Consider the following 11,879-nt stretch of genomic DNA (forward strand, 5'->3'; position numbering starts at 1 on the left):
TGCGGGAGGTCGTGGACCGCATGATCCGCGACTACCGCCTCGACGAGGAGGCCGTCGTCCTGGTCGGCGGCGGAGGCGGCGCCGCCTCCGTCACCCCGCACCTGGCCGAGATCACCGGACTGCCGGGTGGGGGGAAACCCTCGGGTCAGAGACCGGGGGCTCCCCACACCGGAAACCACCGCCCCAGGTCCGGCTCCAGCCGGAGGTCGTCCTTGAGGAGCGCCCTCGTCTGGAGTTCCAGCTGGTTGTCGCGCCGCTCCTTCGCGCCCGCCAGGGGCGCGAACGGGTAGAAGGTGCCTCGCTTGTAGAGGTAGACCAGCGCCAGCGGCCGCTGGTCGGCCGTCGAGCGGAAGCCGACGAGGGAGCAGAGCAGTTGGGGCCCGAAGCCCGCGTCCCGCAGCAGCGTGTTGACCGCGTGCAGGTCGTTGACGAGGGTGGTCACGTCGTCCGCGGACTGGCGGGCGAGCAGCCAGGTGTAGCCGTAGGAGTCCTGGCTGAACTCGACGGGGAGGCCGCCGGTGGCGGTGTCGGCGTCGAGGAGGTCCCTGACCTCGTCCCGCACCCGGGAGAACGCGCCGCCCTCGACGCTGGCGAAGCAGACCGAGCCGAGGCCGGTGGGTACGAAGCCGGCGCCGGCCTGGAGGGTGACGGCCGCGGAGGGGACCGCGAACAGCTGGTCGAGGTCGGGGCGGGCCGGCTTGCTGCGGCCCAGGATCGCGTCGAGGAAGCCCATCGGTGGATCACCCACTCACATACAGGGGAGTCACGGCCGGCCGAGATCGGTGGAGAGCTTGCCGAGACGCTCCAGGCGCTGCTCCAGCGTGGGGTGGGAGGAGAGGAGCCGGCTGAGGCCCTGCCCGGACAGCGCGGGGGCGAAGAAGAACGCGTTGAACGGCTCGGCCTGCCGCAGGTCGCGGGTCGGGATGCGGGACATCTGGCCCGAGACCTTGGTCAGTGCCGAGGCCAGCGCCGAGGGGCGGCCGGTCAGCAGGGCGCCGGCGCGGTCGGCGGACAGCTCGCGGTAGCGGGAGAGGAGGCGGGTCAGCAGGAAGCTGATCACGTAGACCACCGCGCTCACCAGCGGGACCAGCAGGAGCAGGGCGTTCTGGTTGTTGCGGGAGCGGCCGAGGCCCGTCCAGAGGGCTATTCGGGTGATCAGGCCGGCCATCACGCCCAGGAACGAGGCGATGGTCATGACCGCGACGTCGCGGTGGGCGACGTGCGACAGCTCGTGGGCGAGCACGCCCTCCAGCTCGTCGGGTTCGAGGCGGCGGAGCAGCCCGGTGGTGGCGCAGACCAGCGACGACTTCTGGCCCCGGCCGGTGGCGAAGGCGTTGGGCACGTCGGTGTCGGCGATGGCGACCCTGGGCTTGGGCATGTCCGCGAGGGCGCACAGCCGGTCCACGGCGCCGTGCAGCTCGGGGGCCTGCTCGGGGGTGACCTCCCGGGCGCCCATGCTGTAGGCGGCGATCCGGTCGCTGAACCAGAACTGGGCGAAGAAGAGGCCGCCGACGATCACCACGATCAGCGGCCAGGACTTGCCGAGCGCCACGATCAGCACCCCGACCAGGACGACGTAGAGCAGGCCGAGGAAGAACATGGTGAGCACCATGCGGTTGGTGAGCCCTCGATCGGGGGCGAAACGGGTGCGCGACATCTGACACCTCTCCCTTCCCCTCCCAAAGTAAAACAGTGGGGATGAAAACGGCGGAAAGATGTCGTTTACTTCGGGACTGGCCGGACCTCAGGGGTCCAGGCGGGCGGCCACCGGCAGGTGGTCGCTGGTGGTGGCCGGGAGGGTCCAGGACGAGACGGGCTCCAGGTCGCGCACCAGGATCTGGTCGATCCTCGCCATCGGGAAGCCGGCCGGCCAGCTGAAGCCGAAGCCGGCGCCGGCGGCGCCCTGGGTGGAGCGCAGCTCGGAGGTGAGCGGGGCGAGCGCGCCGTCGTTCATGGTGCCGTTGAGGTCGCCGAGGAGCACCGCGCGGGGCACTTCCTCGGCGGCGATGGCCTGGCCGAGCAGGTCGGCCGCGTCGTCGCGCTGTCCGGCGGTGAAGCCGGCCCTGAACTGGACGCGTACGGACGGCATGTGCGCGACGTAGACGGCGACATCGCCGACGCCCTCGGCCTCCACCTGGGTCCGCATGGCGCGGACCCAGCCCATGCCGATGTCGACGGGTTGGGCCTCGCCCAGCGGGTAGCGGCTCCAGAGACCGACGGTGCCCTGCGTGACGTGGTACGGGTAGGCCTCGGCCAGCGCCTCCTCGTAGGTGGCGGCGGAGTCCATCGGCAGTTCCTGGAGGGCGAGCAGGTCGGCGTCCGCGTCGATCAGGTCGCGGGCGGTGCCGGCCGGGTCGGGGTTGTCGGCGTCCACGTTGTGGCTGACGACCATGAGGCTGCCGCCGCCGGAGGTCTTGTCGACGACCAGTCCGCCGAAGAGGTTGAGCCAGACCAGGGTGGGCACGAGCAGGGCGATCACGGCCGTCGCCGAGCGGCGGAGCACGGCGCACAGCGCGAGCAGCGGGATGGCGAGGCCCACCCAGGGCAGGAAGGTCTGGAGCAGGCTGCCGAGGTTCCCGATGTCGTTGGGCACCCTGGAGTGCAGGGTCATCAACAGGGCGAGGGCCAGGGCGAGGCCGGCGGGCCACCAGCCGCGGCGCCACCGGCCGGCGCGGTCGCGCCAGCGGGGTTTCGGTGCTTGTTCGTCGTCGGACGCGCCGGGCTCTCCGTCTCCCTCGGGGCCCTGTCCCGGTTCGGTGTCCGGGGTGTACAACCGTGCCATCCCTGCCCTCGCCGCCCATCGCGTCGGTGCCCATCGCGCTTCCGCTCCGCGAACACTACGCGAGCGTGCGTCACGTCGAAGCCCAAGACGGTTACCGGGGCGTGAGGGTTCCGGCCAATGTGGTGGCCACTTGTTGTCAAGGCCGGTGGAGACAGGTACCGGGCCGGATCCGCGTCCCCCACCGCCCTTCCCGGGGCCGCCGCGGGAGTGCGACGATGGGGGCGATCCGGGGACGCCGTCATGGCGCCTCGAGACGACCTGAACAGGAGCAGCGTGATGACGCAGCACACGACTGCCCAGGCACCGGCCGGGAAGCCGGAGGTGCCGGGGCTCTATGGCGGTAAGCGAAGCCGTCGGGTCACCGTGCGTGACGTGGCGGCCGCGAAGCGGCGTGGGGAGCGGTGGCCGATGCTCACCGCCTACGACGCCATGACCGCCTCGGTCTTCGACGAGGCGGGTATCCCGGTGATGCTGGTCGGGGACTCGATGGGCAACACGCACCTGGGATACGACAGCACGGTCCCGGTGACGCTCGACCAGATGGTGATGTTGTCGGCGGCGGTGGTGCGCGGCACCCAGCGGGCGCTGATCATCGGCGACCTGCCGTTCGGCTCGTACCAGGAGAGCGCGGCCCAGGCGCTGCGCAGCGCGACGCGGCTGGTCAAGGAGGCCGGCGTGGGCGCGGTGAAGCTGGAGGGCGGCGAGCGTTCGGCGGACCAGGTGTCCCTGCTGGTGGAGTCCGGCATCCCGGTGATGGCCCACGTGGGTCTGACGCCGCAGTCGGTCCACGCCTTCGGGGGGCATCCGGTGCAGGGGCGCGGTGAGGAGGCGGCGCAGCAGCTGTTGCGGGACGCGAAGGCGGTGCAGGACGCGGGGGCGTTCGCGGTGGTGCTGGAGCTGGTGACGGCCGAGTTGGCCGCCGAGGTGACGCGGAGCCTGCACATTCCGACCGTGGGTATCGGCGCGGGTCCCGACTGTGACGCCCAGGTGCTGGTCTGGACGGACATGGCCGGGATGACGGACTGGCCGGGCGGTCGGATGCCGCGTTTCGTCAAGCAGTACGCGCGGCTGCGCGAGACGCTGGGGGACGCGGCGCGGGCGTTCGCGGAGGACGTGGTGGGCGGCGCCTACCCGGCCGAGCAGCACAGTTTCCACTGAGCCGCCGGCCCGGTCGAGGCCCCCGGGGAGTCCCGGGGGTCAGCCGGCCGCCCTGGAGCGCCGCAGGTAGTACCAGGCCATGTTGGAGGAGAGCCCGGCCAGCAGCACCCACACGACGCCCAGCCAGTTGCCGTTGACGAACGACACGACGGCGGCGGCGACGGTCAGGGCGCAGACCAGCAGGGCGTAGCCGGCGAACCGGCGGTCCTGGGCGGCGCGCGGCGGCCGGCCGGTCCGGGAGGCGGTGGGCATGGTGGCTCCAGTGGGTTCTTTCGGGTGGACGCGCGGGGCGGGCGCGCGGGGCGCCCGGCGTGCGGGTTCCATTGTCCGCCCGCCGGGGGCGCCCCGGGCGCCGGCCCCCACCGTGGTGGTGGGGGCCGGCGCGCTCAGATGTCGGTGAGCCGGATTCCGGCGTGGGCGCGGTAGCGCCGGTTGATCGAGATCAGGTTGGCGACCAGCGCCTCGACCTGGTGGGCGTTGCGCAGCCGGCCCGCGAAGACGCCGCGCATGCCGGGGATGCGGCCGGCCAGGGCCTGCACGGTCTCGCAGTCGGCGCGGTTGTCGCCGAGCACCATGACGTCGGTCTCGATCTTCTCCAGGGTGGGGTCCTGGAGGAGCACGGCGGAGAGGTGGTGGAAGGCGGCGACCACCCGGGAGTCGGGGAGCAGGGCGGCGGCCTGCTCGGCGGCGCTGCCCTCCTCGGGGACGATCGGGTAGGCGCCCCTCTTGTCGAAGCCGAGCGGGTTGACGCAGTCGACGACGAGCTTGCCGGCGAGTTCCCCGGTGAGGGCGGCGACGGTCCTGTGGTGGCCTTCCCAGGGGACGGCGATGATCACCACGTCGCTCTCGCGGGCGCAGCCGGCGTTGTCCAGGCCGCGCACGCCGTGGCCGAGCTCGGCGGCCGCCGTCTCGGCGCGTTCGGCGACGCGGGATCCGATGATGACTCGCTGGCCGGCCCTGGCCAGCCGGTAGGCCAGGCCCCGGCCCTGGTCGCCGGTGCCTCCGAGCACGCCGACCACCAGCTCGGAGACGTCGGGCAGTTGCCAGGGATCCCGGGTGGGTGATGGGGCCGCGGCATCGTGTGAGGTCATGCCTGAATCCTGCCATTCCGGTGGGTGGTGGCCGGTTGCGGCCCGCGTCACCGGGGGCCGGGTGCCGTGCCGTCCCCGCCGTCCGGTCGGTTCTCGCCGTCCGCGGTCCGCTCGTTCTCCTCGTCCCGGTCGTTCCAGCGGGGGTCCTCCCGCCACTCGTCCTCGCGTTCGCGGGTGGTCTCCATGGCGTGTTCGGCCTCGCCGCGGGTGCCGTAGGGGCCGAGGCGGTTCCTCGCGGGGCACTGCTGCCCCTCCTCGACCGTGTGGTGGCGCAGGCAGTAGTACCACTCGCCGGGGCGTCCTGAGGGCTTGCGTCGAAAGAGTGCGGCCATGGTCCCCATCCTGGCCGTCCCGGCGTCCGCTGCCCAGCCGTGGAGTCCATAGACTCGACGGCATGTCTGGCCAGTCTCTTCTCGTCCCCGGCAGGATCTCGGCGACCCGCCGGGTGCCCTCCGCCATCCCGCGCCCCGAGTACGTGGGGCGTCCGGGCCCCACCCCCTACCGCGGGCCCGACGCCCAGGATGCCGAGACCGTCGAGCGGATGCGGGTGGCGGGGCGGGTCGCGGCGCGGGCGATGGCCGCGGCGGCCGAGCGCGTCGCGCCCGGCGTGACCACCGACCACCTCGACCAGGTGGCGCACGACTACCTGTGCGACCACGGGGCCTACCCCTCGCCGCTCGGCTACCGAGGCTTCCCCAAGTCGATCTGCACCTCGGTGAACGAGGTGGTCTGCCACGGCATCCCGGACTCGACGGTGCTGCGCGAGGGCGACCTGGTCAACCTGGACGTCACGGCCTTCGTGGGCGGGGTGCACGGCGACACCAACGCGACGTACGCGGTGGGGGGCGTGGCGGCGCTCGACGAGGAGTCGCGGCAGCTGATGGAGCGCACGCGGGAGGCGCTCGACCGGGCGATCAGGGCGGTGCGGCCGGGGCGCAGGATCAACGTGATCGGCCGGGTGATCGAGTCGTACGCCAGGCGCTTCGGCTACGGCGTGGTGCGGGACTTCACGGGGCACGGCATCCACACGTCGTTCCACTCGGGCCTGTTGGTGCCGCACTACGACGAGCCCGGTTCGACGACGGTGATGGAGCCGGGGATGACGTTCACCATCGAGCCGATGCTGAACCTGGGCACCCACGAGTGGGACAAGTGGGACGACGACTGGACGGTGGTCACCAGGGACCGCCGCCGTTCGGCCCAGTTCGAGCACACGTTGGTGGTCACGGACGACGGCGCCGAGGTGCTGACGCTGCCCTGACCGGCGCTGACACCGGCTCAGACTTACCGACAGGGCGTCGGCAAACGCTTGACTTAGGTAAGCCTAACTAGCCACTATGGCGGTGCGAGGCGACCCCGCCGCGCGCCCGCCTACCGTCTCCGGAGGCCGCCATGAGCCTGACCGCCACCGTCCCGTTCTCCACCCTGATCCGCGAGGCCTCGCACCAGCAGCACACCGAGGCGGAGAACTCCTCGTTCATGAGCGACATGCTGGGCGGCCGACTCGGCGTGGCGGCGTTCCGGGCGTACACCGAGCAGCTGTGGTTCCTGTACCGCGCGCTGGAGGGCACGGCGGACCGGCTGGCCGGCGACCCGGTGGCCGGCCCGTTCGTGAAGCCGGAGCTGTTCCGCACGGCGGCCCTCGAACGCGACCTCGACCACCTGCACGACGGCGCGGACTGGCGCGCCACGCTGCGGCCGCTGCCCGCCACCGAGACGTACGCGGCGCGCGTGATGGAGGTGGCCAGGGACTGGCCGGGCGGCTACGTCGCCCACCACTACACCCGCTACCTCGGGGACCTCTCCGGCGGCCAGATCATCCGCGGCACGGCCGAGAAGACCTGGGGTTTCGCGCGCAAGGGCGACGGCGTGCGGTTCTACGTCTTCGACGCGATCGCCAACCCGGCCGCGTTCAAGCGCGAGTACCGGGCGCTCCTCGACGCGCTGCCCGCCGACGGCCCCGAGCGGCTGCGGATCGTCGACGAGTGCAAGCGCGCCTTCGCGCTCAACACGGCGCTCTTCGGCGATCTCGGCGAGGCGGTCACCCGCCCCCGGGGATAGCCGTTTTCGGTGACGTTTCCCGATAAGAGCGTTTTAGGCTTTGCGGTGGAATGCGGGCGCGCGAGTCTGGGCCCAGGCACTCGGCGCTCGTCCGCAAGGAGCACAAGGAGTACAAGGAGCACGTCCTGGGCACGACCATCCGCGGAACACGCACCCGAGGGAGCGTGCTCTGCGTCATCACCGTCCTGCTGGCCGCGGCGTGCGGCTCGGGTGACGGCTCGGCCTCGGTCGCTCCCCGTGAGGTGGGCCCGGCCAGGGGCTCCCTCACCTGGTACGCGATCAACTTCGGTCCCGACGGGCTGCCCCAGCGGCTCGTCGACGCCTTCGAGGAGGAACACCCCGACATCTCCGTGACCTACCAGGCCGCGCCCAACAACACCGACACCATGCGCGCGACCCTCACCACGGAGATCTCCGGCGGCTCCGGCGCCATCGACGTCTACAGCGGCGACGTGGTCTGGCCGGCGCAGTTCGGCGACGCGCAGCTCGCCATGCCGCTCGACGCCCACCTGCCCGACGACTTCTGGGACCGGTTCCCCAGGGAGCGCGTCGACGTCACCCTGCACGACGGCGACCATCTGGGCGCGCCGCTCTACGTCGACACCGGCTTCCTCTTCTACCGCCAGGACCTGCTGGAGAAGCACGACCTGCCGGTGCCGAAGACGTGGGAGGAACTGGCCGACACCGGGGAGAAGCTCCAGCGGGCCGGCGACGTGCGCTACGGCTACGTCGCCCAGTGGGCCAACTACGAGGGCCTGACGGTCAACTGGACCGAACTGTCGGCGGCGGCCGGCGGCCGCAGCGTCACCGAGGACGGGCAGGCCGGCATCGACAGCCCGGAGAACCGCCGGGTCCTCGACTTCATGCGCGGCATGCTCACCGACCGGGTGGTGCCGGCCGCGATGACCAGCTTCCAGGAACAGCAGTCCCTCCAGACCTTCGTGGAGGGCGACGCCGCCTTCCACCGCAACTGGTCCTACGCCTGGGGCGAGGCCAACAACCCGGAGACCTCCCGGATCGCCGGGAAGATCGGCATGAGCCCGATGCCCGCCTTCGAGGGCGAGGACCGGCCGGGCCCCTCCGGCACCGGGGGCTGGAACCTGATGATCAATCCGCACAGCGACGCCATCGGCGCCGGCCTGGAGTTCATCAGGTGGATGACCGGCCCGACCGCCCAGCGGATGCTGGCCGAGAACTCCGTGCTGCCGGCCGTCAGCGAGGTGCTCAACGACCAGGAGCTGCAACGCGACAACCCGCCGCTCGCGGCCGCCGCCACCGTGCCGCTGGTCTCCCGCCCCTCCGACTCGCCGCGCTACGCCCAGGTCAGCAACGGCATCTTCACCAACATCAACGGCTCGCTCGCCGGCTCCGTGCCCCCGAAGGAGGCGCTGAGCGCCGCCCAGCACGACATCGGCAAGGCGTTGAAGGGCCGCGCGCTGTGAGGCCCGCGGTGAGGAGCGCGGAGAGGAGCGCCGGGCGGGCGTCGCAGGCCGGGCCGCACCCGAGGGGGGGCACCGGATGACCGACTCCCCTGGGCCGGCCAACTCGCCCGACGACGAGGACGGCCAGGCCATCCCCTACTCCGGCGCCCCGGGACCCGACCGGGACGTGCCGCTGCGGCCCGTGCCGCCCGGCGCCCCCGGCGCGCCGCCCCCGGCCACCGCGTCGCCGCGGCCCGAGCCGCCACGGCCGGAACGGCGCCGCCGCCGGAGACCGACCCTGCACCCCGGTCACCACAGGACCGCGCTGGAGCGCCGCTTCGCCCGCCTCGGCTGGATGTTCGCGACGCCCGCGCTGCTCGTCGTGCTGGCCGTCACGCTCTTCCCGATCGTCTTCTCCGTCGCCATGAGCCTGAGCAACGTGCAGGTCTCGTCCGGCGGCTTCCGACTCTCCGGGCTCACCACCGACAACTACGCGATGCTGCTCGGCTCGGAACGCTGGCGCCAGGCGCTGCTGTTCACCGTGCTCTACACCGTCGGCACCGTCCTCGCCGAGCTGGTGCTCGGCACCCTCGTCGCCCTGGTGCTCGAACGGCTCAGCGCCGGCCGCGGCTGGATGATGGCCCTGCTGCTGCTCCCCTGGGCCATGATCACCGTCGTCTCGGCCCAGCTGTGGGCGTACATGTACAACGGCGTCTACGGGGTGCTGACGTCGGTGGTCGAGGGGGTGACCGGCTCGGCGCCGCAGTTCCTCGGCACGCCGGGGCCCGCCGTCGTCTCGATGGCCGTCGCCGACATCTGGAAGACCACCCCGTTCGTGGCGATCATCGTGCTGGCCGGCCTGATGATGCTGCCCCGCGAGGTCACCGAGGCCGCCCGGGTGGACGGCGCCGGGCCGTGGACCGCGTTCTGGCGGGTCAGGCTGCCGCTGCTGCGGCCCGCGCTGACCATCGCCGTGCTGTTCCGGATCCTCCAGGCGTTCGGCATCTTCGACCTGCCGTTCGTGCTCACCGGCGGCGGCCCGGGCAACGCCACCGAGTCCCTGGCCCTGCTCGGCTGGCAGGTCATGTTCACCAACCTGGACTTCGGTCCCGGCGCGGCGGTGGCCGCCAGCACCGCGGGCCTGGTGCTGGTCGGCTGTCTGGTCTTTCTGCGGGCGTTCAAGTCCCGCGTCGGCGACGAGGAGGCCGGGGCATGACGACGGCGGCGACGGACACGAAGGCGACCGGGGCGACGGGCCGCGAGCCCTGGGGCGCCCGCGCCGGCCGACTGCTGCGCGCCGTGCTCAGCTGGCCCAACGCGGCCGCGCTGGCCGTCGCCGCCTTCGTGGCGGCCCCCCTCTACTGGATGGCCGCCACCTCCCTCAAACCGCCGGAGGAGATCGGCACGCACCCGCCCACCGCCTGGCCGGAGAACGCCACCTGGGCCAACTACCGGGACGCCTTCACCGACAACCACTTCGGCACCTACCTGCTCAACTCGGTGCTGGTCTCGGTGATCGCCACCCTGCTGGTGCTGAGCCTCAGCGCGTTCGCCGGCTACGCCCTGGCCAGGCTGCCGCTGCGCGGCAAGGCGCCGATCATGGTGTCGCTGCTGATGATCTCCCTCTTCCCCACCATCGCCCTGGCCGCGCCCCTGTTCCTGCTGATGCGCGACATGGGCTGGCTCAACAGCTACCAGGGCCTCATCCTGGTCTACACGGCGCTCAACGTGCCGTTCGCGATCTGGATTCTGCGGAACTTCTTCCAGAGCATCCCCAAGGAGATGGAGGAGGTCGCGTGGGTGGACGGCGCCTCGCCACTGCGCACCGTGCTCTCCGTGATCCTGCCGCAGGCCACGCCCGGCGTGTTCACGGCGGCCATCTTCACCTTCACCGCCTGCTGGACCGAGTTCCTGATCGCGCTGACCCTCAACACGGCGGACCGCTACCGGACCATGCCGGTCGGACTCGCCCTGTTCGGCAGCCAGTTCACCGTGCCCTACGGGACGATCTTCGCCGCCGCGACCGTGTCGGTGCTGCCCATCGCCCTGCTGGTCCTGATCTTCCGGCGCGCCGTGGTCTCCGGGCTCACCGCGGGCGCCGTCAAGGGCTGAGCGACCTCGAGAAAGGTGTTCCGCTGCCATGTCGCCCTTCCGTCCCGTCCCGTCCTGGCTGGCCGACGCCGTGCTCTACCAGATCTATCCGCAGAGCTTCGCCGACTCCAACGGCGACGGCGTCGGCGACTTCGACGGCGTCACCGCACACCTGGACCACCTGGCCTGGCTCGGCGTCAACACCGTCTGGCTCAACCCCTGCTTCGCCTCACCGTTCCTCGACGCCGGCTACGACGTCTCCGACTACCTCTCCCTCGCCCCCCGCTACGGCACCGACGACGACCTCGCCCGGCTGGTGGAGACGGCCCGCGGCCACGGCATCCGGGTGATGCTCGACCTGGTCGCCGGACACACCTCGGACCAGCACCCCTGGTTCCTCGCCGCCGCCGACGACCCCGACAACGACCGCTACATCTGGGCCGAGGACCGGCCGCCGCGCTTCGTGGCCTCCCCCGGCAGCCGCCCCGGCAGCTACCTGCCCAACTTCTTCGACAGCCAGCCCGCCCTCAACTTCGGCTACGCCCGCACCGACCCGGCCGAACCCTGGCGCCAACCGATCGACGCCCCCGGCCCCCAGGCCAACCGGATGGCGCTGCGCGGCGTCATGGACCACTGGCTGCGCCTCGGCCTCGCCGGCTTCCGCGTCGACATGGCGCACTCCCTCGTCAAGGACGACCCCGAACTGGTCGAGACCTCCAAGCTCTGGGCCGAGCTGCGCCGTTGGCTCGACGACACTCACCCCCAGGCGGCGCTGCTCGCCGAGTGGGGCGACCCGGCGGTCTCCGTGCCGGCCGGCTTCCACTCCGACTTCTTCCTCCAGTTCGGCGGCCCGTCGGACGGTCTGCCGCTGCGTTCGCTGTGGAGCAACAACCACGGCACCGTGGCCGACCACTGGACCCAACGCCACTGCTTCTTCGACGCGGACGGCGGCGGCACGGCCGAGACCTTCGTCGAGGCCTGGTCCAGCGTCAGCTCGGTGATCGGCGACCGCGGCCACATCACCCTGCCCACCGCCAACCACGACTTCTCCCGCCTCGCCTGCGGCCCACGCACCGCCGAACAGCTCCCGCCCGCCTTCGCGTTCCAACTGACCTGGCCCACGCTGCCGGCCATCTACTACGGCGACGAGATCGGCATGCGGTTCGTCCCCGACCTGCCCGACCACGAGGGCAGCCGGCTGGGCAAGCGCTACAACCGGGCCGGCTCCCGCACCCCCATGCAGTGGGACGACTCCCCCAACGCCGGCTTCTCCAC

The 11,879-nt window shown here is 72.1% G+C and carries 13 protein-coding genes; 7 read left to right on the top strand and 6 right to left on the bottom strand.

The window, feature by feature from the left end; translation table 11 throughout:
• Window positions 1-145: 145 nt before the first annotated feature.
• The 3 genes from pspAB to E1283_RS21355 all read right to left on the bottom strand — a co-directional run bounded on the left by pspAB (window position 146) and on the right by E1283_RS21355 (window position 2,782).
• Window positions 146-733, bottom strand: coding sequence for a PspA-associated protein PspAB (pspAB, locus tag E1283_RS21345; protein ID WP_132819733.1), 588 nt, complete (start codon window positions 731-733; stop codon window positions 146-148).
• A gap of 30 nt (window positions 734-763) precedes the next feature.
• The gene (gene htpX / locus E1283_RS21350; protein ID WP_132819722.1) at window positions 764-1,657 is read right to left on the bottom strand and encodes a zinc metalloprotease HtpX; all 894 of its coding nucleotides are present in this window, start codon (window positions 1,655-1,657) and stop codon (window positions 764-766) included.
• A gap of 87 nt (window positions 1,658-1,744) precedes the next feature.
• The gene (locus E1283_RS21355) at window positions 1,745-2,782 is read right to left on the bottom strand and encodes an endonuclease/exonuclease/phosphatase family protein (protein ID WP_132819723.1); all 1,038 of its coding nucleotides are present in this window, start codon (window positions 2,780-2,782) and stop codon (window positions 1,745-1,747) included.
• 276 nt (window positions 2,783-3,058) lie between these two features.
• On the opposite strand from E1283_RS21355, the gene panB reads away from it, so the two are divergent.
• Complete coding sequence (gene panB, locus E1283_RS21360) at window positions 3,059-3,940, top strand: 3-methyl-2-oxobutanoate hydroxymethyltransferase (protein ID WP_132819724.1); 882 nt, start codon at window positions 3,059-3,061, stop codon at window positions 3,938-3,940.
• 39 nt (window positions 3,941-3,979) lie between these two features.
• Here the strand turns inward: panB and E1283_RS21365 are convergent, their stop codons facing one another.
• The 3 genes from E1283_RS21365 to E1283_RS21375 form a co-directional block, all read right to left on the bottom strand.
• Entirely contained in the window at window positions 3,980-4,192 is a 213-nt protein-coding gene (locus E1283_RS21365) for a hypothetical protein (RefSeq protein ID WP_132819725.1), read from the bottom strand.
• Between the two features lie 134 nt (window positions 4,193-4,326).
• Window positions 4,327-5,031: an NADPH-dependent F420 reductase gene (npdG, locus tag E1283_RS21370; RefSeq protein WP_132819726.1), complete on the bottom strand. Its 705-nt coding sequence runs from the start codon at window positions 5,029-5,031 to the stop codon at window positions 4,327-4,329.
• Between the two features lie 47 nt (window positions 5,032-5,078).
• The gene (locus E1283_RS21375; protein WP_132819727.1) at window positions 5,079-5,363 is read right to left on the bottom strand and encodes a hypothetical protein; all 285 of its coding nucleotides are present in this window, start codon (window positions 5,361-5,363) and stop codon (window positions 5,079-5,081) included.
• A 62-nt stretch (window positions 5,364-5,425) separates the two neighbouring features.
• Here E1283_RS21375 and map point away from each other — a divergent pair, with 62 nt between their 5' ends.
• The 6 genes from map to E1283_RS21405 all read left to right on the top strand — a co-directional run.
• Complete coding sequence (gene map, locus E1283_RS21380; protein WP_132819728.1) at window positions 5,426-6,292, top strand: type I methionyl aminopeptidase; 867 nt, start codon at window positions 5,426-5,428, stop codon at window positions 6,290-6,292.
• A gap of 131 nt (window positions 6,293-6,423) precedes the next feature.
• The gene (locus E1283_RS21385) at window positions 6,424-7,092 is read left to right on the top strand and encodes a biliverdin-producing heme oxygenase (protein ID WP_132819729.1); all 669 of its coding nucleotides are present in this window, start codon (window positions 6,424-6,426) and stop codon (window positions 7,090-7,092) included.
• A 50-nt stretch (window positions 7,093-7,142) separates the two neighbouring features.
• Window positions 7,143-8,534 carry an ABC transporter substrate-binding protein gene (locus tag E1283_RS21390; RefSeq protein ID WP_132819730.1) on the top strand — a complete coding sequence of 464 codons (1,392 nt, stop codon included), beginning with the start codon at window positions 7,143-7,145 and terminating at the stop codon, window positions 8,532-8,534.
• A gap of 76 nt (window positions 8,535-8,610) precedes the next feature.
• A complete protein-coding gene (locus tag E1283_RS21395; protein ID WP_243744997.1) occupies window positions 8,611-9,729 on the top strand; it encodes a carbohydrate ABC transporter permease in 1,119 nt (372 codons plus the stop codon).
• The gene (locus E1283_RS21400; RefSeq protein WP_132819731.1) at window positions 9,726-10,625 is read left to right on the top strand and encodes a carbohydrate ABC transporter permease; all 900 of its coding nucleotides are present in this window, start codon (window positions 9,726-9,728) and stop codon (window positions 10,623-10,625) included. Before E1283_RS21395 ends, E1283_RS21400 begins: the two co-directional genes overlap by 4 nt.
• Before the next feature lie 28 nt (window positions 10,626-10,653).
• Window positions 10,654-11,879, top strand: a 1,226-nt coding sequence (locus E1283_RS21405) for an alpha-amylase family glycosyl hydrolase (protein ID WP_132819732.1), incomplete at its 3' end; no start/stop codon positions are given.

The sequence above is a fragment of the Streptomyces hainanensis genome, assembly GCF_004348415.1.
GTDB classification, from domain to species: Bacteria; Actinomycetota; Actinomycetes; order Streptomycetales; family Streptomycetaceae; genus Streptomyces; species Streptomyces hainanensis.

Bases quoted from the DNA above. Each gene is read 5' to 3' on its own strand.
- panB (WP_132819724.1), top strand. From the start codon at position 3,059: ATGACGCAGCACACGACTGCCCAGGCACCGGCCGGGAAGCCGGAGGTG.
- htpX (WP_132819722.1), bottom strand. From the start codon at position 1,657: ATGTCGCGCACCCGTTTCGCCCCCGATCGAGGGCTCACCAACCGCATG.
- E1283_RS21395 (WP_243744997.1), top strand. From the start codon at position 8,611: ATGACCGACTCCCCTGGGCCGGCCAACTCGCCCGACGACGAGGACGGC.
- E1283_RS21385 (WP_132819729.1), top strand. From the start codon at position 6,424: ATGAGCCTGACCGCCACCGTCCCGTTCTCCACCCTGATCCGCGAGGCC.
- E1283_RS21400 (WP_132819731.1), top strand. From the start codon at position 9,726: ATGACGACGGCGGCGACGGACACGAAGGCGACCGGGGCGACGGGCCGC.
- E1283_RS21390 (WP_132819730.1), top strand. From the start codon at position 7,143: ATGCGGGCGCGCGAGTCTGGGCCCAGGCACTCGGCGCTCGTCCGCAAG.
- E1283_RS21375 (WP_132819727.1), bottom strand. From the start codon at position 5,363: ATGGCCGCACTCTTTCGACGCAAGCCCTCAGGACGCCCCGGCGAGTGG.
- npdG (WP_132819726.1), bottom strand. From the start codon at position 5,031: ATGACCTCACACGATGCCGCGGCCCCATCACCCACCCGGGATCCCTGG.
- map (WP_132819728.1), top strand. From the start codon at position 5,426: ATGTCTGGCCAGTCTCTTCTCGTCCCCGGCAGGATCTCGGCGACCCGC.
- pspAB (WP_132819733.1), bottom strand. From the start codon at position 733: ATGGGCTTCCTCGACGCGATCCTGGGCCGCAGCAAGCCGGCCCGCCCC.
- E1283_RS21355 (WP_132819723.1), bottom strand. From the start codon at position 2,782: ATGGCACGGTTGTACACCCCGGACACCGAACCGGGACAGGGCCCCGAG.
- E1283_RS21365 (WP_132819725.1), bottom strand. From the start codon at position 4,192: ATGCCCACCGCCTCCCGGACCGGCCGGCCGCCGCGCGCCGCCCAGGAC.